The 18,875-nt window shown below is 62.0% G+C and carries 25 protein-coding genes; 12 read left to right on the top strand and 13 right to left on the bottom strand.

Translation table 11 applies throughout. The annotated features are described in order from the left end of the window. Positions 1 to 283: 283 nt before the first annotated feature. The 5 genes from AC07UR_RS09940 to AC07UR_RS09920 all read left to right on the top strand — a co-directional run bounded on the left by AC07UR_RS09940 (position 284) and on the right by AC07UR_RS09920 (position 3,301). Positions 284 to 616 carry an ArsR/SmtB family transcription factor gene (locus AC07UR_RS09940; RefSeq protein ID WP_077503740.1) on the top strand — a complete coding sequence of 111 codons (333 nt, stop codon included), beginning with the start codon at positions 284 to 286 and terminating at the stop codon, positions 614 to 616. Continuing rightward, entirely contained in the window at positions 613 to 1,020 is a 408-nt protein-coding gene (locus AC07UR_RS09935) for a YeeE/YedE family protein (protein WP_173420177.1), read from the top strand. Before AC07UR_RS09940 ends, AC07UR_RS09935 begins: the two co-directional genes overlap by 4 nt. Further along, complete coding sequence (locus AC07UR_RS09930) at positions 1,017 to 1,511, top strand: YeeE/YedE family protein (RefSeq protein ID WP_209791320.1); 495 nt, start codon at positions 1,017 to 1,019, stop codon at positions 1,509 to 1,511. The genes AC07UR_RS09935 and AC07UR_RS09930 overlap by 4 nt, the downstream gene beginning before the upstream one ends. A 105-nt stretch (positions 1,512 to 1,616) precedes the next feature. Continuing rightward, positions 1,617 to 2,543, top strand: coding sequence for an ABC transporter ATP-binding protein (locus tag AC07UR_RS09925; RefSeq protein WP_173420175.1), 927 nt, complete (start codon positions 1,617 to 1,619; stop codon positions 2,541 to 2,543). Then, on the top strand, positions 2,540 to 3,301 hold the full coding sequence (locus AC07UR_RS09920; RefSeq protein ID WP_209791319.1) for an ABC transporter permease: 762 nt from the start codon (positions 2,540 to 2,542) through the stop codon (positions 3,299 to 3,301). The genes AC07UR_RS09925 and AC07UR_RS09920 overlap by 4 nt, the downstream gene beginning before the upstream one ends. Positions 3,302 to 3,319: 18 nt before the next feature. Here AC07UR_RS09920 and AC07UR_RS09915 read toward each other — a convergent pair whose 3' ends face one another. The 4 genes from AC07UR_RS09915 to AC07UR_RS09900 form a co-directional block, all read right to left on the bottom strand. Beyond that, on the bottom strand, positions 3,320 to 4,000 hold the full coding sequence (locus tag AC07UR_RS09915; RefSeq protein ID WP_173420173.1) for a permease: 681 nt from the start codon (positions 3,998 to 4,000) through the stop codon (positions 3,320 to 3,322). An 86-nt stretch (positions 4,001 to 4,086) separates the two neighbouring features. Then, complete coding sequence (locus AC07UR_RS09910) at positions 4,087 to 4,788, bottom strand: TIGR02281 family clan AA aspartic protease (protein WP_173420172.1); 702 nt, start codon at positions 4,786 to 4,788, stop codon at positions 4,087 to 4,089. Then, positions 4,785 to 5,006 (bottom strand): DUF1289 domain-containing protein, encoded by a 222-nt coding sequence (locus tag AC07UR_RS09905; protein ID WP_176352396.1) that lies wholly within the window; start codon positions 5,004 to 5,006, stop codon positions 4,785 to 4,787. The genes AC07UR_RS09910 and AC07UR_RS09905 overlap by 4 nt, the downstream gene beginning before the upstream one ends. A gap of 70 nt (positions 5,007 to 5,076) precedes the next feature. Next, positions 5,077 to 5,865: an adenosylcobinamide-GDP ribazoletransferase gene (locus AC07UR_RS09900; RefSeq protein WP_173420170.1), complete on the bottom strand. Its 789-nt coding sequence runs from the start codon at positions 5,863 to 5,865 to the stop codon at positions 5,077 to 5,079. 151 nt (positions 5,866 to 6,016) lie between these two features. On the opposite strand from AC07UR_RS09900, the gene cobT reads away from it, so the two are divergent. Both cobT and AC07UR_RS09890 read left to right on the top strand, forming a co-directional pair. After that, entirely contained in the window at positions 6,017 to 7,033 is a 1,017-nt protein-coding gene (gene cobT, locus AC07UR_RS09895) for a nicotinate-nucleotide--dimethylbenzimidazole phosphoribosyltransferase (protein ID WP_209791318.1), read from the top strand. 228 nt (positions 7,034 to 7,261) lie between these two features. Continuing rightward, positions 7,262 to 7,675: a diacylglycerol kinase gene (locus tag AC07UR_RS09890; protein WP_209791317.1), complete on the top strand. Its 414-nt coding sequence runs from the start codon at positions 7,262 to 7,264 to the stop codon at positions 7,673 to 7,675. A 6-nt stretch (positions 7,676 to 7,681) separates the two neighbouring features. Here the strand turns inward: AC07UR_RS09890 and AC07UR_RS09885 are convergent, their stop codons facing one another. Then, a complete protein-coding gene (locus tag AC07UR_RS09885) occupies positions 7,682 to 8,221 on the bottom strand; it encodes a GNAT family N-acetyltransferase (RefSeq protein WP_209791316.1) in 540 nt (179 codons plus the stop codon). A gap of 3 nt (positions 8,222 to 8,224) precedes the next feature. Then, entirely contained in the window at positions 8,225 to 9,760 is a 1,536-nt protein-coding gene (locus tag AC07UR_RS09880) for a sensor histidine kinase (RefSeq protein ID WP_494700038.1), read from the bottom strand. Between the two features lie 224 nt (positions 9,761 to 9,984). On the opposite strand from AC07UR_RS09880, the gene AC07UR_RS09875 reads away from it, so the two are divergent. From AC07UR_RS09875 to AC07UR_RS09865, 3 genes are all read left to right on the top strand, one after another. Continuing rightward, a complete protein-coding gene (locus tag AC07UR_RS09875) occupies positions 9,985 to 10,578 on the top strand; it encodes a thermonuclease family protein (protein ID WP_209791314.1) in 594 nt (197 codons plus the stop codon). Then, positions 10,571 to 11,206: a uracil-DNA glycosylase family protein gene (locus AC07UR_RS09870; protein ID WP_209791313.1), complete on the top strand. Its 636-nt coding sequence runs from the start codon at positions 10,571 to 10,573 to the stop codon at positions 11,204 to 11,206. Before AC07UR_RS09875 ends, AC07UR_RS09870 begins: the two co-directional genes overlap by 8 nt. A gap of 65 nt (positions 11,207 to 11,271) precedes the next feature. Continuing rightward, entirely contained in the window at positions 11,272 to 11,760 is a 489-nt protein-coding gene (locus tag AC07UR_RS09865) for an Lrp/AsnC family transcriptional regulator (RefSeq protein WP_025427268.1), read from the top strand. Between the two features lie 44 nt (positions 11,761 to 11,804). Here AC07UR_RS09865 and AC07UR_RS09860 read toward each other — a convergent pair whose 3' ends face one another. From AC07UR_RS09860 to AC07UR_RS09845, 4 genes are all read right to left on the bottom strand, one after another. Then, on the bottom strand, positions 11,805 to 12,797 hold the full coding sequence (locus AC07UR_RS09860) for a carbon-nitrogen hydrolase family protein (RefSeq protein ID WP_209791312.1): 993 nt from the start codon (positions 12,795 to 12,797) through the stop codon (positions 11,805 to 11,807). Positions 12,798 to 12,992: 195 nt separating this feature from the next. Next, entirely contained in the window at positions 12,993 to 13,715 is a 723-nt protein-coding gene (locus AC07UR_RS09855; protein WP_209791311.1) for a DNA alkylation repair protein, read from the bottom strand. Continuing rightward, the gene (locus AC07UR_RS09850; protein ID WP_209791310.1) at positions 13,712 to 14,581 is read right to left on the bottom strand and encodes an NAD(P)-dependent oxidoreductase; all 870 of its coding nucleotides are present in this window, start codon (positions 14,579 to 14,581) and stop codon (positions 13,712 to 13,714) included. The genes AC07UR_RS09855 and AC07UR_RS09850 overlap by 4 nt, the downstream gene beginning before the upstream one ends. A gap of 110 nt (positions 14,582 to 14,691) precedes the next feature. Further along, positions 14,692 to 15,519 carry a class I SAM-dependent methyltransferase gene (locus tag AC07UR_RS09845; protein ID WP_209791309.1) on the bottom strand — a complete coding sequence of 276 codons (828 nt, stop codon included), beginning with the start codon at positions 15,517 to 15,519 and terminating at the stop codon, positions 14,692 to 14,694. A 179-nt stretch (positions 15,520 to 15,698) separates the two neighbouring features. Between AC07UR_RS09845 and AC07UR_RS09840 the strand changes: the two genes are divergently transcribed. Together AC07UR_RS09840 and AC07UR_RS09835 are read left to right on the top strand one after the other, a co-directional pair. Continuing rightward, positions 15,699 to 16,424 carry a DUF2270 domain-containing protein gene (locus tag AC07UR_RS09840; protein ID WP_209791308.1) on the top strand — a complete coding sequence of 242 codons (726 nt, stop codon included), beginning with the start codon at positions 15,699 to 15,701 and terminating at the stop codon, positions 16,422 to 16,424. Positions 16,425 to 16,490: 66 nt separating this feature from the next. Next, a complete protein-coding gene (locus AC07UR_RS09835) occupies positions 16,491 to 16,769 on the top strand; it encodes an SDR family oxidoreductase (protein WP_412728397.1) in 279 nt (92 codons plus the stop codon). Between the two features lie 24 nt (positions 16,770 to 16,793). On the opposite strand, the gene AC07UR_RS09830 is transcribed toward AC07UR_RS09835, so the two are convergent. The 3 genes from AC07UR_RS09830 to AC07UR_RS09820 all read right to left on the bottom strand — a co-directional run bounded on the left by AC07UR_RS09830 (position 16,794) and on the right by AC07UR_RS09820 (position 18,866). After that, the gene (locus tag AC07UR_RS09830) at positions 16,794 to 17,060 is read right to left on the bottom strand and encodes an usg protein (protein ID WP_077503719.1); all 267 of its coding nucleotides are present in this window, start codon (positions 17,058 to 17,060) and stop codon (positions 16,794 to 16,796) included. A 175-nt stretch (positions 17,061 to 17,235) separates the two neighbouring features. Continuing rightward, a complete protein-coding gene (locus AC07UR_RS09825) occupies positions 17,236 to 18,066 on the bottom strand; it encodes an ABC transporter permease (RefSeq protein ID WP_173420157.1) in 831 nt (276 codons plus the stop codon). After that, a complete protein-coding gene (locus AC07UR_RS09820; RefSeq protein WP_209791306.1) occupies positions 18,063 to 18,866 on the bottom strand; it encodes an ABC transporter permease in 804 nt (267 codons plus the stop codon). Before AC07UR_RS09820 ends, AC07UR_RS09825 begins: the two co-directional genes overlap by 4 nt. Positions 18,867 to 18,875 lie beyond the last annotated feature (9 nt).

Below are 18,875 nucleotides of genomic sequence, written 5' to 3'. Positions count from 1 at the left end.
GATTTTAGCCTGACCTTATGGTTTCTTTCCGTGCGCACACCAACTCAAGCGGGTATCTTTTCAACGACGCACGGTTGTGGCGAAGTGTTTTTGCTATATGATTTTTTGTGTTCGCGTTGAAGTGCGTCGGCGCGCGGTGGTAACGCGTTTGTGTTTCGTCTGACATATGAATAAGTAATACCATAATATATTAATTCGTATAACAATCATGGATTGAGTCCCGGTTTGTTCCGGGCGCTTCTTTTGGGTCTCCACTCACTCCTAGGCACGACAGGAGGAAAGCATGGGTACTGTTATGCGATTTCCAGGGGTGCGTGCCGACATGACGGCACACGCCACCGAAGTCTCATTGATCCTGCGCACGCTTGCCAACCGCAACAGGCTGCTGATCGTCACCACGCTTCTCGAAGGAGAACATTCCGTGGCGGCACTGGAGGAATTGCTCGGGATCCGCCAGCCGACGCTTTCGCAGCAATTGACCGTCTTGCGCGATGCCGGCGTCGTTTCGACGCGGCGGCAGGCCAAGCAGGTTTTCTATCGCCTCAGCCATGATAAGGTCGGGCGGCTTGTGGGCACGCTCTGTCAGATCTTCTGTCGCGAAGGCGCGAAAAAATGAATGAATACTGGAATGCGCTTGCCGGAGGCCTGCTGATCGGGCTCTCGGCGGCGATCCTGATGGTGGCCAACGGTCGCGTGGCCGGCATCAGCGGAATTGTCGGAAGGCTGTTGCAGGGTGTGCAGGCCGCAACCGGGTTTGTTTTCGTTGTTGGCCTGATCTCGGGGCCGGTAATCTACCGTCTTTTCGCTGGCGCCTGGCCTACGGTCACCGTCACATCCTCCTGGCCACTGCTGATGATTGCCGGACTGCTTGTCGGCTTCGGCTCACGCATGGGCTCGGGCTGTACCAGCGGTCACGGTGTCGTCGGTCTCGCCCGGCTTTCCCGCCGGTCGGTCGCGGCGGTTGCCACGTTCATGATCGCGGCCATCGCCACGGTCTATCTCCAAGGTTTCTTCCCATGAGCGGCAGTGCCTTCCTGCGGTTGGGCGCAACGCTTGTGTCCGGCGTCATCTTCGGCATTGGTCTGTCGCTTTCCGGCATGCTGGATCCGGCTCGGGTTCGCGGCTTTCTCGACGTCACACGTGACTGGAACCCGAGCCTTGCTTTCGTGCTGGGCGGCGCGGTCGTCGTGTCGGCGCTCGGAGTCGTGGTGACGCGACGCATGCAGCGGCCGTTGCTGGATGATGCCTTTCACCTGCCACAGAACCGCGTGATCGACCGCCGCCTCATCGTCGGTTCGGCGATTTTTGGCGTTGGTTGGGGCCTGGTCGGTCTTTGCCCCGGTCCGGCGGTCGCGTCGCTTTCGCTCGGGTTGCCGGCGACGATGCTCTTCGTCGTCGCCATGCTCGCCGGCATGGCGCTGCATGACCGGCTGCCGCGCATCGGCGCGCGTCGGCAAGGCGAGGGCGCGCTTGCCCTGCGGGCAGACGGCGGCCGGTTGTCGGAGCGTTGACGCTTCGTCACCTTGTTTTTTCCATCCGGTAGGCTGCAAATTGCGGTGAATCGTCCCATATAGGCGTGACCTGCCGACTTCGCCCCCCGCATCCGGATCAGCTTCATGGCGCCTATCGTTTCAGTTTCCAATCTGTCGAAAACCTATGCTTCGGGTTTCAAGGCGCTGAAAGGCGTCAGCCTCGACATCGAGCAGGGTGAAATCCTGGCGCTGCTCGGACCGAACGGGGCGGGCAAGACCACGCTGATCTCGATCATCTGCGGCATCGTCAATCCGAGCGGTGGCACCGTTCTGGTCAACGGCCATGACGTCGTGCGCGACTTTCGCGAGACCCGGTCGATGATCGGCCTTGTGCCGCAGGAACTGACCACGGACGCATTCGAAACGGTCTGGAACACCGTCACGTTTTCGCGCGGGCTGCATGGCAAGAAACCAAACCCGGCCCATATCGAAAAGGTGCTGAAGGATCTGTCCCTGTGGGACAAGAAGGACAACATGCTGCGCGAGCTCTCCGGCGGCATGAAGCGGCGCGTGCTGATCGCCAAGGCGCTGTCGCACGAACCACGCGTACTCTTCCTCGACGAGCCGACGGCCGGCGTCGACGTCAGCCTGCGCAAGAGCATGTGGGAAGTCGTTGAACGCCTGCGCGCCTCGGGCGTCACGATCATCCTGACGACGCATTACATCGAAGAGGCGGAAGAGATCGCCGACCGCATCGGCGTCATCAATGGCGGCGAAATCCTGCTGGTCGAGGACAAGACGGCGCTGATGTCGAAGCTCGGGCGCAAGCAGCTCAGGGTGGACCTGTCGCATCCGCTGGACGCCGTGCCGGACACGCTCTCCGCCTACAACCTGACGCTCGAGGGCGATGGCCATTGTCTGATCTACGACTATGACACCAGCGCCGATCGCACGGGCATTACTTCGCTGTTGGCGGCGCTCGCCGAGGCGGGCGTGCGCCTCAAGGACATTTCCACGCGGCAAAGCTCGCTGGAGGACATTTTCGTCGAGATCGTGGGAGCCGGACGATGAACATCGAAGCGATCAAGTCGATCTACTTCTTCGAGATGGCGCGCACGCGGCGCACGCTGCTGCAGAGCGTGGTGTCGCCGGTGATTTCCACGTCGCTCTATTTCATCGTCTTCGGTGCGGCGATCGGCGCGCGCATCCAGGAGATCAACGGCGTCTCCTATGGCGCCTTCATTACGCCCGGCCTGATCATGCTGACGCTTCTGACACAGTGCATCGGCAACGGCTCCTTTGGTATCTATTTCCCGAAATTCACCGGCACGATCTACGAGGTTCTGTCCTCACCTGTGTCGATGATCGAGATCGTGCTCGGCTATGTCGGGGCGGCGGCGACCAAGGGGTTGATGATCGGCACGATTATTCTTCTGACGGCTTCGCTGTTCGTCGACCTTTCGATCGCCCATCCGCTGGCAATGATCTTCTTCTTCGTGCTGACAGCCGTGTCGTTCAGCCTGTTCGGCTTCATTATCGGTATCTGGGCCAAGGACTTCGAGCAGCTGAACCTGATCCCGATGCTGGTGATCCCGCCGTTGGTGTTCCTCGGTGGCAGCTTCTATTCGATCGACATGTTGCCGCCATTCTGGCAGGCGGTCAGCCACTTCAACCCGGTGCTTTATCTCATCAGCGGCTTCCGCTGGAGCTTCTTTGAAGTGTCTGATGTCAACCCGGTCGTCAGTGGCGTGATCATCCTGGCTTTCCTGAGCATTTGCCTTTCGGTGCTCGCCTGGATCTTCCGCACCGGTTACCGGCTGCGCAACTGACGGCGGGACCGAGCGATATCAGGCGGGCGGGCTGCCTGTGCCATAAACGATAGCGGCGCCGGCAAGCAGAATGGCGAGCAGTGCCTGAAGCAACGTCCAGATGACGCGCAGGACGGCGCCTGTCGTCGATAAGCCAAGGTCCGTCTTGAACCAGCGTGTCTCGACGATCACGTACCACACGAATGCGGCAAGCACGCAGGCGAGGCCGGCGACAAGCGCTGTGTGGCTTTCCGTTCGGGTGAGCAGCATGCCGACGCTGAGCACGAGCGCAAATGGGGCGGTGACGTAGCACTGGCTATAGAAGGGTGCCCGCAGCGTATCACGGGTGAGCCGCGCGCCTTTATGGCGGAGCAGCTTCACCGCCATCAGCAGGGGCAGAATGCTGAAGGCGACGGCGCGAAACATCAGAAGATTGGAATCGTTTGCGAGCAGCGGCGGCGGTGCCCAGGGCGTCGTTTGATTGACCAGGCTGAGCTCGACGCCGTGGGCGAGCATGAGCGTGATCAGCAAAAAGAGCGGCGGGCTCAGCGTCTCGGTGTATTGCTCCGAGACGTCGTCCGTCAGCTCCATGTCTGCATAGTGCATCATGGCCTGCGGCTGGCGCAGCGTGCGCCACATCGTCAGCGGATAGAACAGCAGCCACGACACAAGTTCGTAGAGAAGCTCTTCGATCGACTTCAGCAAGCGCATGAAATCCATGCGGCGACTCCTTGAGCAACGATCTGCGGAAATTCGCACGGCGGTATCGCCAACATGCACGAAGATGCGTCTGCCGCAAATTCCGGTCAGTCGCGCAGTCGAAGTTCGTCGGTGCGCATCTGCAGGAAGTCGAGCGTCGACAGGAAGCTCATGCCGAGCAGGCTCTGGTCGAGCTTGCCTTCGGCGGCGACCGTCGCGCGGATGTCATGGCGCACGATCGGGCCGATGGCGACTTCGGAGAGCAGCACGGGCGCCGCCATCGCCTGACCGTTGGCGGTCATGACCGTCATCGTGTAGCTCAGGTTCGCCGGGTCGAGACCAATGCGCTCGGCATCCTCGAAAGTCAGCGCGATGCTGCTGGCGCCAGTGTCGACCAGCATGTTGATCTCCTGGCCGTTGACCGCAGCATTGGTCTCGAAATGGCCGTTGATCATCTTTTGAAGCACCACCTCCTGGCGACCCTCGCTGTCGGTGATGACCGTCGCGCGACCGGGTATCAGGCCGGAAAGGACCCGGTTGCCGAAGCCTTGCAGCTCGAAGCGGTAGACATAGGCCGACACGAGGGCGAGCACGATGAGCAGCCAGATTGCCGCCTGGCGGGCGCCTTCACCAAAGCGGCGACGGCTCTGCCAGATGCCGGCGCTCAGCAGCGTGGCAATGGCACCGAGCGAAACGAGCTGGCCGAAATCGTCATTCGCAAGGCCAAAGGTGCGGCCGGCGTCGTGGTTGACGATCAGCAACAAAAGGCCGATCGCCAAGATCGAGAGCAGGATCAGAAGGCGTGTCATGCGTCGCCGCGTTCCCTGGCCATGCGCGTGCGGCGCGTTTCGCGGCGCGGCTTGCGCTCCATCGTTTCGAGCCTTGCCGGCAGGGCCAGCATGATCGCCCGGCGCTCGGCGTCGGTGTAGAGCGACCAGGCGCCGACCTCGTTGCGCGTGCGACCGCAGCCGAAACAGTAGCCGGTCTTGTCATCGATGGAACAGACGAGAATGCAGGGAGTTTCCATGGTCCTGAACTGAAGGTCCCGGGTTGCGGCGGCGCGGGCCGGTGTTGTTTCGACTGATTATATCGGCTTTTCAAACCGTCAGTGCAAGGGCGCTGAGAACCGCGATCTCGGTCAGTTGCTGGGTGGCGCCGATCGTATCGCCGGTATGGCCGCCGATCTTGCGGTTGGCGAGGCGGCCAAAGACAGCAACGGTTGCGATGACGGCGACAAGCGACAGGACGAGCGCCGGCGCTGGGGCCTTGGCAAAATAGAAAAGCAGCATGGCGATGAGAAATCCTGAGCCAAGTGCGAACGAGGTGGCTGCCGGATCCGGTTCACCGGCCGAGGCTGCGACACCGTCGCGGCGGGCCGGCGGCAGGCGCGACCAGTGCCAGACCATGGCCGCACGGCTGAGGGCTGCGGCACCAAGGATCATCATCCCGGCACCCGTCGGCGTGAACAGCGGCAGGAAGGAGGCGAGCGCCGACACGCGCAGGCCGAAGGAGAGGATCAGGGCGACCGCGCCATAGGAGCCGATGCGGCTGTCTTTCATGATGACCAGCGCCCCCTCCCGATCACGCCCGCCGCCGAAGCCATCGGCGGTATCGCTGAGCCCGTCCTCGTGCAGGCAGCCGGTGACGAGCGCCTGCACGGCGACGACCAGGAAGGCTGTGAAGAGGGAGCTGACCTGCAGCGCGATCAGCAACGAGGCAACGGCGGCCGCGGGCAGGGCGATCAGCAGGCCCGCCAGCGGAAAGGCGCGAACGGCACGGTTCAGCCGACCGTCGTAATCGACGAAATGGCGTTGCGGCATATGGATGCGGCTGAGGAAGGCGACCGAGCGTGCCAGATCGTCACAAAAGTCGCGAAGATAGGTCATGGGCCCTCCAGTCCCGGCCGCGCCGAATCGACGCGCGTTCGGCGGATCATGCGCCGGCGACGCGGATTGGCGCAAATGTCGTTGCCCCAAATTTCCTCGCCCTCTATGAGGAGCGTGGATTGAACTTCACGATATGCAAGGATTCTTCTCCATGAGCGCCAGCGGCCTCCCGTTTGATGATTTCCGCGAATTGCTGCGCAACCTGCCGGGCCCCAATTCGGCCGCGCTGGTCGCCGCGCGCGATCGCGATGCGCAGCTGACGAAGCCGCCGGGCGCGCTCGGGCGCCTGGAAGAGATCGCCTTCTGGCTCGCCGCATGGACCGGCAAGCCGCCGGCGGTCAACCGGCCGCTCGTTGCCATCTTCGCTGGCAATCACGGCGTCACCCGCCAGGGCGTCACACCCTTTCCGTCGTCGGTCACGGCACAGATGGTCGAGAACTTCGCCGCCGGTGGTGCCGCGATCAACCAGATCTGCGTCAGCCACGACCTTGGCCTGAAGGTCTTCGACCTCGCGCTCGACTATCCCACCGGCGATATCACCGAGGAGGCTGCCCTTTCCGAGCGTGACTGTGCCGCCACCATGGCCTTTGGCATGGAAGCCGTCGCCGGCGGCACCGACCTGTTGTGCATCGGCGAGATGGGCATCGGCAACACCACGATCGCTGCGGCAATCAATCTCGGTCTTTACGGCGGTACTGCCGAAGACTGGGTCGGCCCGGGAACCGGCTCGGAGGGCGAGGTTCTGAAGCGCAAGGTCGCCGCCGTCGAAAAGGCGGTTGCGCTGCACCAAAGCCATTTGTCCGATCCGCTGGAGCTGATGCGCCGCCTTGGCGGTCGTGAAATCGCGGCCATGGCCGGTGCCATCCTTGCGGCGCGGATGCAGCAGGTCCCCGTCATCCTCGACGGTTACGTGGCGACGGCTGCCGGCGCGATCCTCAAGGCCGCCAACCCGTCTGCGCTCGACCATTGCCTGATCGGCCACGTCTCGGGCGAACCCGGTCACATGAAGGCGATCGAGAAACTCGGCAAGACACCGCTGCTGGCCCTTGGCATGCGCCTTGGTGAGGGCACGGGTGCAGCCCTTGCCGCCGGCATCGTCAAGGCGGCTGCCGCCTGCCATGGCGGTATGGCGACGTTCGCGCAGGCGGGCGTCAGCAACAAGAACTGAGCAGGAAACGGCGGGCGTTTGAGTAAAGGTCCGCCGTTTGCTGTCGATTGGCTGTCGCCAGCCTCTCTCTTGCCGTAACGGGCCTTGCTGGCCGCATTCTTCTCGCCTATCCAGAGGCGCACATGCACGCCGCAGCCACCTGCGGGCGACCACTGCAACCGAGACCGCCTTGCATTCGCCTCAATAACGATGTCGAAGCAGCGCAGTTTTACAGCCAGTCGAGATGAAATGGACGCCAACAACACCACGCCCCGCCGCGGCCAGACCGGACCGGTCGAAAAACAGACGGGGATCCGCCATCTGTTAGCAGCTGCCAGCTATTCGCTTGGTGGCGCCAAACGGCTGATCGGCGAGGCGGCGTTCCGGCACGAGCTGATCGCCTTTGCGGTGGCCATGGTCGCGTTCGTCATCGCCGGCGCCACCTTCTTCCAGTACATCGCCATGGCGATTCTGTTCCTGTTGATGATGGCCTTCGAGGCGATCAACACGGCGATCGAAGAGATCGTCGACCGCGTCTCGCCGGAAATTTCCGAGATGGGCAAGAATGCCAAGGATCTCGGCTCGTTCGCCTGCCTGTGCCTGATCGTCGCCAACGCAGTCTATGCCGGCTACGTGGTGATCTTCGTCGGCTTTTTCGGCTGAGCGATATCAGCCGTTCGGTCTGGCGCGATAAAGCACGTGCGGCCGCAGCGGGTTGCCTACGGGCACGGTCGCATCGTCGAAATCCTCGGCCGGGTCGCTAAGCATTCCAAGCTTTTCCATCAACGCCCGCGAGGGATCGTTGATGCGTGACGTGTAGCCGATAACTTCAGTCAGACCGAGCCTTCTCCAGGCATGCTCGAGGCAGGCGCCGGCCGCTTCCAGAGCATAGCCGTTGCGCCAGTAGGGCCGTCCGAGGATCCAACCGATCTCGATATGCGGACCACCTGGGATTTCGTCGCCGGCGATGGAAAGACCCAGGCCGCCGACAAGGGCCGCATCGGTCTTGCGCTCCAATGCGACGAAGGCAAAGCCATGCTGGCGCAGGTGAGCATCGCATTCAGCAATGACATCTGCTGTCTCTGCTGGCGTGAGGATGCTCGGATAGTAGTAGCGACGAACTTCCGGGTCGGCATTGATGTTGGCAAAGGGTGCGACATCGCGCTCTTGCCAGGGCCGCAGCCGCAGGCGCTCGGTTTCAATCTGCATGGATCAAGCAAAGCTCTTGCGGCGGCGGGCAGGGGCGGGCACGTCCTCGACGGCCGGCAGGCTTTCGAGCACACGGCGGGCCGGCAGGATGGCGATGGCTTCCGTGCCTTCGCGCAGTTTGGAGCGCAGGATCAACTCGCCATTGTGCTTGGCGAGGATTGCCTGGACGATCGGCAGGCCGAGACCGGTGCCCTGTTCGGCGCTCTTGATGGCGATGGAGCCCTGGCCGAAGGCGGAGAGCACGATCGGGATCTCCTCCTCGGGAATGCCGGGGCCGTTGTCCTTGATCGAGAGATATTGACCGCCACCGGCCGTCCAACCGACCTTGACGGTGATCTCGCCACCCGAACTTGTGAACTTAACCGCATTCGACAAGAGGTTCAGGATGACCTGGCGCATGGCCTTTTCGTCGACCCAGACGGCCGGCATGCCCTGTTCGAACTGCGCGTTGATGCCGATCGTCTTGGCGCGGGCGCGAAGCTGGACCATGCCGATGCAATCGTCGGCGATATCGACAAGGCTGACGGCCTCTTCGTTGAGGTCATAGCGGCCGGCCTCGATGCGCGAGAGGTCGAGGATCTCGTTGATCAGGTTCAGAAGGTGTTCGCCCGAGCGATGGATGTCGCTGGTGTATTCCTTGTAGGTCGGGTTGTTGAGCGGCCCAAGCACCTCCGTCGACATGACTTCGGAGAAGCCGAGAATGGCGTTGAGCGGCGTCCGCAGCTCGTGCGACATCGAGGCCAGGAAGCGCGACTTGGCAAGGTTGGCTTCCTCGGCGCGCCTGCGGGCTTCATCGGACATGGATTTCGCCACTTCCAACTCGGCGATCAGATCGTCCTTCTCCGATTGCATCGAAAGAATATGCACATTGGCGCGGTTCATGCGGTCGGTCATAAACACGAGGAAGAGCAGCGAAAGCGAAATCACGCCGGTCAGGCCGACATGCACCGGATCGCCGGTCGTCAGCGACGAAAAGGCGAGGGCGGCCACGACAGGCAGGAAGGTGTAGAGCAGGGCGTTGCGCAGGAGGAAGGTGCCCATGGCGGTGGCGGCAAGCGCGATCAGCAATACCGTACCTTCAAAGAAGCCGTAACGAATGTCGCCGCAGGCCGCGCAGTCCTGCGTCATGAACGTTGCCCAGCACAGCCCCATCAGCAGCTGGCCGATCAGGAAGCGGCGACGCCAGACCGGCACCTTGTCGGCGGCGATTTCGTCCTTGCGCGCCTTTCGCGCCAGAAAGACGGTAATGGCGTGGGCCGAGAGTGTCATGACGGCCCAGACGACGATGCTCAGATTGCCGGAGAGGTAAATGCCGACGGCGGTAATGAGAGCCACCAGCAGCGGCATGGCGATGGCGCCATGCAATACCGAGCCGATATAGAGATTGAGCATTTCGCGTTCGAAGCCGGAAGGCGCGGACGAACCGGTTTGCAGCCGTTCGCGCGTCGCGCGTACCGTCTTCGAAACAGCCTTGTTTCGATGGCTTCGCGACTTGTCGACAATAATCTTATCTGTCGATGTGCTGACGGCGATACTCATGCTCATATATGCAAAGGTTACAGCTGGTTGCAGTCTAGTGAGCAATCCTTAAGAAGTTGCTGCCTGACATGAAGGATTCGACAACCATTGTGGCGCGATCGTGATTTGCCGGATCGATCGGGCGTTGCAAAACCAAAGGGTGCCGCAAATTGAGATCGGGCAGATCAAGATATCGCTTCACGGGCGGCAGAAGGGGCGCTGAGGGTGGCGCTCCTGCCGGCCGGATGGGAACCATCGGTGGCTGGATCTTCTTTCTGCTGCTCTGCGTCGGCGCTTACTTCGCCTCGAAGCTGCCACCGCCGGAGCGCGCCGTCACAGGCGAGCTCTCGGGAGTGGCGAGCGCAAGCGATGGCGACAGCCTGCGTCTCGACGGCCGGCGCATACGCCTCGAAGGCATCGATGCTCCCGAGATCGGCCAGACCTGCAACCGCCAAGGCGCGGAATGGGACTGTGGGGCTGACGCCCGCCAGCGACTGCGCACGATGGTGTCGGGTGGCACGACGGTCTGTCGCCTGCACGGACGCGACAAATATGGTCGCGACCTCGGTACGTGCGAAACGAATGGGAGGGACATCGGACGGCAGATGGTGGCGACCGGTTATGCCGTCAGCTATGGCCGCTACCAGAAAGAGGAAGCTTCGGCGGAAGAACAGAATGTTGGGCTTTGGGCCGGCGATTTCACCCGGCCGCAAGCCTGGCGTCGGGCCAACGGCCATGCGGACGAGACGCCGCATGTGGTTGATGGCTGGCTGGACGCAATCCGGCTTTGGCTGTTCGAGCAGCTCTCGGCACTGTTTGCGAGGATTGGCGATGCATGAGGAGCAGGACGATCTCGGACCGCTCCGCGCCGCGATCGCTGCCTGTCGCATCTGTCGCGATCAACCGGCTCGCGGGCCGGAAGACCGCCTGCCGCACGAACCGCGACCGGTGGCCGTCATCTCAAGATCCGCACGGGTGCTGCTGGCCGGTCAGGCGCCTGGTCTCAGGGTTCATGAAAGCGGATTGCCGTTCAATGACGCTTCCGGCGACCGGCTGCGGCAGTGGCTCGCCGTCGACCGCGAGACGTTCTACAACAGAGTCAAGCTGGCGATCGCGCCGATGGGCTTCTGCTTTCCCGGCTACGACGCCCATGGCAGCGACCTGCCGCCTCGCCGCGAATGCGCCCCCTTCTGGCGTTCGCGGGTTATGGAAGCAATGCCCCAGGTAGAACTGGTGCTGGCGATCGGCCACTATGCGCAGCGCTGGCACATCGGGCCGGATTGTCCGAAATCGATGACCGAGACCGTTGCCGGCTGGCGCCGATACGCGATGCGCAACGCCGTACCGGCGATCCTGCCACTGCCGCATCCCAGTTGGCGCAATACCGGCTGGCTGAAGCGCAATCCATGGTTTGAGGCGGATGTCCTGCCGTTTTTGCGCGAGCGGATCAGCCTGTTGATCTCCTGAAAAATTATTCTTTATCTTTGCCGATTTCGCGCTATAGAAAGAAAAATAATTCGAGAGGGACACTCATGGATCGCCTAGACCGCAAAATCCTGCGCCTGTTGCAGGAGGATTCCACGTTGGCTGTTGCCGACCTCGCCAAGAAGGTTGGCCTGTCGACCACTCCTTGCTGGCGGCGCATCCAGAAGATGGAAGAGGACGGCGTCATCCGCCGCCGCGTGGCGCTGCTTGATCCGGTCAAGATCAACACCAAGGTGACGGTGTTCGTCTCCATCCGCACCAATACGCACTCGATCGAATGGCTGCGCCGCTTCTCGGAAGTGGTCGGCGAATTCCCCGAAGTGGTCGAGTTCTACCGCATGAGCGGTGACGTCGATTACCTCCTGCGCGTCGTCGTTCCCGATATCGCCGCCTATGACGCCTTCTACAAGCGTCTGATCGCCAAGATCGAGATCCGCGACGTCTCCTCTGCTTTTGCCATGGAGCAGATTAAGTACACGACCGAGCTTCCGCTCGACTACATGATGATCGACCAGGCGAAATCCAGCGAGGATTGAAGCTGACAGCCGGGTGGCGGTCGCCGCCGCCCGCCGCGACTTTCTCAGAACGTGTTGCGACCGTCGCTTCTCGGGTCGTCGAGCACCTGATGCGGTGCATAAAGATCGCCGCGTGCCGTTCGCCGCCACAGTCGTGCACGCTGCATTGGATCGATTTCGATGTCGGCAATTGCAATGGCGGCCGCTCCGTCGGGCGGGCATTGCGCGGTCCAGCGGCCATCGGGTGCCGCAATTCCCGAGGGAAAGGCGACGCTTTGCGGCGCGTGGGCACTATAGCTGACCCAATAGGTGTTGCTTGCAGCATGCCCGAGTGCCTCAGCGGCGAAAGCCGGCGCGGCAGACGGTGTCTCGCCCGTTGTCGAGAACAGGACGCAATCGACATCCAGTCCTTCGTACTCGGTGAAGATTTCCGGATAGTGCGTTTCCATACCAAGGGCACAGCCGAAACGAATGCCATCGATCTCGAATGTCACCGGTGCATTGCCCGGCGTGTACAAGTAGGAGACTTTCGTGTTCGACAGCATGCGCTCATCGTAGCGCGTCACGAGTTCCCCGCGATCGGAGACGACGTAGAGGCTGTTGTGCGGCCGGTGCGGCGCGCTCAGTCGATGGACCGAGCCGAATACCGTCCACAGCCCGAGCTCGCGGGCAACGCGGCTGGTTGCGTCCAACTCGTCGCGCAGAACCGTCCACTCGAACCAGGTCCAATCGGACAGGCCAATTTCTCCGGGGCCGGTTTCTGACATGATCCGCTTGTTGGGCGAACACGTTGCGCCCTCCGGAAAGTGAATAAGCCGTGCTCCGGCAGCGCGTGCGTCTCGCATCAGGCGGCGCATTTCAGTACCGCTGGCCCGGAGGCCGGAAGCATCGCGAGGATCGTTGAAAAGCGAAGTCTGCGCCACGGCAAGCCGAACGGACCCGATGGTCGGATGGTCGGCTTCTATCTGCCGGATATGCCTGAGTGCCGATGTATAGGATTCGCCCGTTCTGGCGGCGCGCGCACGGACTCGGCGTTTGAAGTTTGCATTTTTGGTCATTGTCGGGCCTTTCACGTCGCAGGCGTCAGTTCCCCAGCAACACGCCCGAGACGGTCGGACCAAGACGAGTAACCCGAGACAGAAGTCCCTTTGCCTCCGTTTAAGACCCTGCTGGGGAAGGTCCTCGGAGGTTGGGCGCAGGCCACGCCTTTAAAAAAGGATGGCGTTGCCATCGTGATTCGTCAACGCGCCGCTTCAGCGTTCTGTGTCTTCAGCGACACCATCGTGGATGCCGAGCCTCGCCCTGATCTTGTCGCTGCTCAGTTCCCTGAACGCATCCTTGCCGATCCATCTTGCCGTGCGGTCGTTGCCGCCGGCAAGCTTCCCGGCCAGTGCCAGCGCCGGGCCATGACAGGCGGCACTGCGCTTGCCGATCTGGCGCAGCGCCCAGTTGACTGCCTTCTTGACGAAGTTGCGTTCGTCCTCGGCGTATTGCTCGATCAGCGGCAGCAAGGCAAGCAGGCTGGCGTCCGGCTCCTTCTTCAGATGCACGGCTGCCGTCGCGATCATGGCAAAGGCCATGCGGCGAACGAATTCCCGATCATCCGCCGCAAATTCCGGGATCAGCACCTGCTCGAAGCGCGCGGTGACGAAGAGGTCGGCGACGGTGTCGACGATCTCCCAGGAATTGCAATCCTCAACCCAGCGCCTTGCCCGGTCGAGCGTCAGCATTTTCGGGTCGGCGGTGAAGGCGGCGAGGATGCGGGCCTCGCGGATGCCGGACTGCCAGAGTTCGAGCGCGCGGGCATGGTCGATCTTCACCTGCCGCGCGACCCGGTGCAGCTCGACATTGGAGAGTCCAAGCGCCGTATCGGTGACGATGCCGAACCGCGCCATGCCGGCAAGATTTTCCTGCGAGCGCTGTGCCCGCAGGTGCGTGATGATGTCTTCGGCACTCGAGGTCGGCGAGAGCGTCATTTTTCCAGTCGTGCCAGCAGCGAGGACGTATCCCAGCGGTTTCCACCCATTTCCTGGACGTCGCCATAGAACTGGTCGACGAGGGCGGTCACCGGCAGCTTGGCGCCGTTGCGGCGGGCTTCCGTCAAGACGATGTCGAGATCCTTGCGCATCCAGTCGACAGCAAAGCCGAAATCATATTTGCCGGCATTCATCGTCTTGTGGCGGTTTTCCATCTGCCAGGATCCGGCAGCCCCCTTGGAGATGACGTCGACAACCTTCTCGATGTCGAGGCCGGCTTTCTTGCCGAAATGGATGCCTTCGGCGAGCCCCTGGACGAGCCCGGCAATGCAGATCTGGTTGATCATCTTGGTAATCTGGCCGGAGCCGGCCGGGCCCATCAGGCCGACCATGCGGGCAAAGGCATCGATCACCGGCCTGGCATGCTCGAAAGCGGGCTCGTCGCCGCCGCACATCACTGTCAGCACGCCGTTTTCAGCGCCGGCCTGGCCACCCGACACGGGCGCATCGATGAAATGGGCGCCCCGCTTCGTGGCTGCCTCATAAAGTTCGCGGGCGACTTCGGCCGAGGCAGTGGTGTTGTCGATGAAGATGGCGTTGGCCTTCAAGGTCTCGAAGGCGCCGTCCTTGCCCGTGGTGACCGAGCGCAGGTCGTCGTCATTGCCAACGCAGGCGAAGACGAAATCGGCACCATCGGCGGCTTCCGCCGGCGTCCTGACGGCGCGACCACCAAATTCGGCAGCCCACTTTTCGGCCTTGGCGAAGGTGCGGTTATAGACCGTCAGTACGTGTCCGCCACGAACCTTGAGGTGGCCGGCCATGGGATAACCCATGACGCCGAGACCGATGAATGCGACCTTTGCCATTTCCTGAACACTCCCAATTGCTTTGGGTGAGGTTTAGCTGATGGCGCGGATGCGGGAAAGGGGCGACGGAACGGGTGGATCCCGTTCCGTCGTTGATCTTGTCGTGTCGCTTATGGCTTGAAGCGGGCGATCACGAGGTGGCCGGAGATCGGCTCACCCTCTTCCATGCGCACGGTGATGTCGCCGACCTCGATCACTTCGAAGCCGGTCGCCGTCAGGCGCTCGCGCAGATAAGTCTCGGCATGGGCGAAGCGCTGGTGCGGGCCGACCATGAAGGGGCGGCCAGCAAAGGTTTCGGCCGGCAGGGTCTCGCTCGAAAAGATGAACAGGCCGCCTGGCACGAGATTGTCGACGGCGCCGAAGAACAGCGCCTCGAGCGCGCCCATATAGGGCAGCACGTCGGTTGCGACGATCAGGTCGAAGGGCTCGTCGTCATTGTCGTCGAGAAAATCGACGGCTTCCGCCACGTAGAGGGTCTCGTAGAGATCCTTCTCGTGTGCGAGCTCGACCATGTTTTCCGAGAGGTCGATGCCGGTGATGTCTTCGGCCATGTCGCGCAGCGCGCCGCCGGTCAGGCCCGTGCCGCAGCCAAGATCGAGAACGCGGTTGAAGGGGCCGAGTTCGAGTGCCTGCAGGCGCTGGCGCACCAGAAGCGGTACGCAGTAGCCAAGCTGCTCGACGAGCACGTTGTCGAAGACGTCAGCGTGCTGATCGAAGAGAGTGGCGACATAGGCGTCCGGCGCCTTCACCGGCGTCTCGCCGCGCCCCATCGAGGCAAGACGCACGGAAGCGCCGCCGTGATCCTCGGGATCGAGCGCCAGCACTTCGGCATAGGCATCGGCCGCAGCATCGAAGTTGCCGGATTTTTCCAGGGAGAGGGCGCGGTTGTAGGCTTCCGCCAACGCTTCCTCGTCGATTTTCGTGGTGTTCTGGGTCATTGGCGCTTCTTACGTCCGAAGGCGGTCTTTGGCAATGTGCTGCCGTTGCGGCCGGACGAAATCAGGCGTCGGCAGGGTGCCGAAAAACGAAAAAAGAAGGCAAGCGGCGAGCGTGGGATTTATCCCGGCCCGGAAAGGGTTCATGATCGCAACAACAAGAAAAGACGGAGGAAATGCCGATGGCTGCCGAACTCAGTCCGCTGCTCGTTGGCACGGAAATCAAGGAGCTGAAAGGCCCGCCGCTGCCCCAGACGTCGCAGGAGCAGATCAATGCCGTCGTGCACTATTATCGCGGCGAGATGGGGCGGATGGCCGGCTGGCGGGATCGCATCGACCGCACGTCCAACTGGGCGATCACCGTGGTCGCCGCCCTCCTGTCCGTCTCACTGTCGACGCCATCCTCGCATCACGGCGTGCTGTTGTTTGCCATGCTGCTGATCACGCTGCTGCTCCTGATCGAGGCGCGGCGCTACCGCTTCTTCGATGTCTACCGCGCCCGGGTGCGTCAGCTTGAGCGCGGGTATTTCGCCCAGATCCTGGCTCCGGATGGCGCGCCGAACCTCAACTGGGCCGCCTCGATCGCCAAGAGCCTGCGCAAGCCGGCCTTCCTGATGAGCTATCGCGAGGCGGTGTGCCGGCGGCTGCAGCGCAATTATTGCTGGATGTATCTGATCCTGCTGCTCGCCTGGGCGCTCAAGATTTCATCGCCGAAACTGTCGTCCAACGGCGAGCCGTTCGGGCATGTGCGTTCCTGGGCCGATGTGACGCAGAATGCCGCGCTCGGCCCGCTGCCGGGCTGGCCGGTCATACTGGCGGTGGTGCTGTTCTATGCCGTCGTGCTCTACGGTTCGCTGCACAAGGAGCGAGGCGAGGGCGAGCTTGCCCACGGCGAGGTGCACGTCTGATGCGGCCCGTCCGAAAAGGATGTGTATCCTTCTTCAGAGTTTGTCGCTTGAGGTTGCTGCTGATGACTGCCCGGGATCGACAGGCTGCCGGAGACGGAAGAACGGCGTAATCGCATTCCTATGAAGCGCCACGGCACGTCGGAAGAGATGGTCGAACCGGTCGCGTTCCTGGCGACCGACCGCGGTGCTTACAGGACCGGCCAGAACACTCGGATCGACGTCGGTATCATGCGCCAGATCTGCTCGCGTCTTCTTCAACAGCACGGCGCCTCGACGACGATGCCCGGGGACGGCGTAAGGCTTCAACTTCGCCGGACCATTTCCCCCAAATCGAATCCGACTTGAGGAATTATGCATTCTTTGGCGGGTTCAGTTGAGAATGAACTCGCCCTTGAGCGCCCGCCATTCGGTGGCCGATATCAGCTTGCGATGCACGTAGCGGACCGAATGCAGTGGACCATCCAGCTTTTCCTGCCAGAACTTCAGGAAGCCGCGCATCTCCGGGAAATCCGGAGCGATGTCGTAGTGCTGCCAGATAAAGGTCTGCAGAAATGTCGGATGATCCGGCATGCGGTAGAGGATCTGGGCCGTGGTCATGCCGTAGCCCTTCAACTGCAGTTCCATTTCGTTCGTCATATGAACCTCACTTCTCGCAAAGGTTGGTCTTTATGATGAAACGCTTGATTTATTAATCAAGTTCTAATATTTGCTTCAACCTGAAACTTTAGGCGTAATAACAAAGGCTTGGCAGCGCTCGATGAAGAGTGCTGCCAAGCCTTTTGTCTCAACTTGGTCTTGTCGAAACGACAGTCTAGCGTTTCAGATGCCGCGTCAGGCGGTTTTCCAGCCAGGCCCAGACATTGCGCAGCAGTTCCACCATCAGGAGATAGAGGATCGCCGCCCAGACATACATCTGGTAGTCGAAGGTGCGCGAAAAGGCGCGGCGCGTTTCACCCATCAGATCGAAGACGGTGACGATCGCGACGATGGCCGAGCCCTTGATCATCAGGATGATCTCATTGCCATAGGGGCGCAACGCCACGATCATCGCCTGCGGCAGGATGATCTTGTAGAAGGCGACGCGCTCCGGCAGACCGAGGGCGGCAGCACCCTCGCGCTGGCCGCGCGGCACACTCTCGATCGAGCCGCGCAGGATTTCCGCCTGATAGGCTGCGGTATTCAGCGTGAAGGTGAAGAGCGCGCAGTTCCATGCTTCACGGAAGAACCACCAGAGGCCGACCGATTCGAGTTGCGGGCGGAAGCTGCCGAGGCCGTAGTAGATCAGGAACAACTGGGCGATCAGCGGCGTGCCGCGGAAGAAGTAGACATAGGCGTAGGCAAGCCAGGACCAGATCTTGTTCTTCGACATGCGACCGAGCGCGATCGGCAGCGAAAGGATGGCGCCGAGCACGACCGAGCAGGCGACCAGCATCAGGGTGACGCCAAGGCCCGACAGGAAGCTCGGACCGTATTTGGCGAACTTCGCCGGGTCCCAGCCGTTGACGACGGTCAGGAATATGCCGACGCCGAGGGCCAGCCAGATGCCGAGCGTCACGCTGCCGACAAAGCGCGCAAGCGTGTAGGCTTTGGGTGGCGCCGGTGGCGGTGCCTGCGGCGGGATCATCGTCTCGACGAAGCTCATCGGCCCATCTCCGCACGCTTGGTCCAGCGTTCAAGGTTCGAGAATACGATTGACGAAACCATGGCCAGAAGGAGGAAGAGGACGCAGGCCATGCCGAAGAACTCGAAGGCCTGCTTGGTGACGCGGGCAGCGATACCGGTCTGGCGCAGAATATCGGGCAGGCCGACGACCGAGACGAGCGCCGTGTCTTTCAGTAGCGCCATCCAGAGATTGCCGAGGCCTGGCAGGGCGATGCGCACGAGTTGCGGCAGGATGATCAGCCGCATGGTGCGGCCGCGATGCAGGCCGAGCGCAGCACCGGCCTCGTACTGGCCATGCGGGATCGCCTTGAAAGCCGACAGCAGAACCTCGGAGCAATAGGCGGAGAAGACCACACCCAGCGCGATCATGCCGGCAAAAAAGGCGTTGATCTCAACGGGACCGTCGTAACCGAACGATGCCAGGAGCTGCTGCACCAAAATCTGCAAGCCGTAGTAGACGATGAACAGCGTCAGGAGCTCCGGCAGGCCGCGGAATATGGTGGTGTAGATGTTCGATGCGAGACGAACGGTGCGCTCTTCCGACTGCTTTCCGAGCGCGACGAAGAAGCCGATCAACAGCCCGACGGGCAAGGTTGCGATGGCAAGGCTTGCGGTGACGACGAAGCCATAGGCGATCTCGTCGCCCCAGCCGGCGTCGCCGCAGGCGAGAAGCGTGCCCGATGCAAACCAGCGAAAAACGCCGACCGGGCCGCAAAATGGATCCACGATGGAGCCGATCCAAGCTAGGATCGAATAGAAGCCGGCAAATAACCCGCTCATGTCAGAGAA

The sequence above is a fragment of the Ensifer sp. GW821-FHT05G01 genome, from assembly GCF_059419585.1.
The sequence above is the reverse complement of the archived record's forward strand: the minus strand, read 5'-3'. Positions and strand labels throughout refer to the sequence as shown.

Coding starts and splice junctions, on each gene's coding strand:
- AC07UR_RS09940 (WP_077503740.1), top strand. CDS start 284: ATGGGTACTGTTATGCGATTTCCAGGGGTGCGTGCCGACATGACGGCA.
- AC07UR_RS09935 (WP_173420177.1), top strand. CDS start 613: ATGAATGAATACTGGAATGCGCTTGCCGGAGGCCTGCTGATCGGGCTC.
- AC07UR_RS09930 (WP_209791320.1), top strand. CDS start 1,017: ATGAGCGGCAGTGCCTTCCTGCGGTTGGGCGCAACGCTTGTGTCCGGC.
- AC07UR_RS09925 (WP_173420175.1), top strand. CDS start 1,617: ATGGCGCCTATCGTTTCAGTTTCCAATCTGTCGAAAACCTATGCTTCG.
- AC07UR_RS09920 (WP_209791319.1), top strand. CDS start 2,540: ATGAACATCGAAGCGATCAAGTCGATCTACTTCTTCGAGATGGCGCGC.
- AC07UR_RS09915 (WP_173420173.1), bottom strand. CDS start 4,000: ATGGATTTCATGCGCTTGCTGAAGTCGATCGAAGAGCTTCTCTACGAA.
- AC07UR_RS09910 (WP_173420172.1), bottom strand. CDS start 4,788: ATGACACGCCTTCTGATCCTGCTCTCGATCTTGGCGATCGGCCTTTTG.
- AC07UR_RS09905 (WP_176352396.1), bottom strand. CDS start 5,006: ATGGAAACTCCCTGCATTCTCGTCTGTTCCATCGATGACAAGACCGGC.
- AC07UR_RS09900 (WP_173420170.1), bottom strand. CDS start 5,865: ATGACCTATCTTCGCGACTTTTGTGACGATCTGGCACGCTCGGTCGCC.
- cobT (WP_209791318.1), top strand. CDS start 6,017: ATGAGCGCCAGCGGCCTCCCGTTTGATGATTTCCGCGAATTGCTGCGC.
- AC07UR_RS09890 (WP_209791317.1), top strand. CDS start 7,262: ATGGACGCCAACAACACCACGCCCCGCCGCGGCCAGACCGGACCGGTC.
- AC07UR_RS09885 (WP_209791316.1), bottom strand. CDS start 8,221: ATGCAGATTGAAACCGAGCGCCTGCGGCTGCGGCCCTGGCAAGAGCGC.
- AC07UR_RS09880 (WP_494700038.1), bottom strand. CDS start 9,760: ATGAGTATCGCCGTCAGCACATCGACAGATAAGATTATTGTCGACAAG.
- AC07UR_RS09875 (WP_209791314.1), top strand. CDS start 9,985: ATGGGAACCATCGGTGGCTGGATCTTCTTTCTGCTGCTCTGCGTCGGC.
- AC07UR_RS09870 (WP_209791313.1), top strand. CDS start 10,571: ATGCATGAGGAGCAGGACGATCTCGGACCGCTCCGCGCCGCGATCGCT.
- AC07UR_RS09865 (WP_025427268.1), top strand. CDS start 11,272: ATGGATCGCCTAGACCGCAAAATCCTGCGCCTGTTGCAGGAGGATTCC.
- AC07UR_RS09860 (WP_209791312.1), bottom strand. CDS start 12,797: ATGACCAAAAATGCAAACTTCAAACGCCGAGTCCGTGCGCGCGCCGCC.
- AC07UR_RS09855 (WP_209791311.1), bottom strand. CDS start 13,715: ATGACGCTCTCGCCGACCTCGAGTGCCGAAGACATCATCACGCACCTG.
- AC07UR_RS09850 (WP_209791310.1), bottom strand. CDS start 14,581: ATGGCAAAGGTCGCATTCATCGGTCTCGGCGTCATGGGTTATCCCATG.
- AC07UR_RS09845 (WP_209791309.1), bottom strand. CDS start 15,519: ATGACCCAGAACACCACGAAAATCGACGAGGAAGCGTTGGCGGAAGCC.
- AC07UR_RS09840 (WP_209791308.1), top strand. CDS start 15,699: ATGGCTGCCGAACTCAGTCCGCTGCTCGTTGGCACGGAAATCAAGGAG.
- AC07UR_RS09830 (WP_077503719.1), bottom strand. CDS start 17,060: ATGACGAACGAAATGGAACTGCAGTTGAAGGGCTACGGCATGACCACG.
- AC07UR_RS09825 (WP_173420157.1), bottom strand. CDS start 18,066: ATGAGCTTCGTCGAGACGATGATCCCGCCGCAGGCACCGCCACCGGCG.
- AC07UR_RS09820 (WP_209791306.1), bottom strand. CDS start 18,866: ATGAGCGGGTTATTTGCCGGCTTCTATTCGATCCTAGCTTGGATCGGC.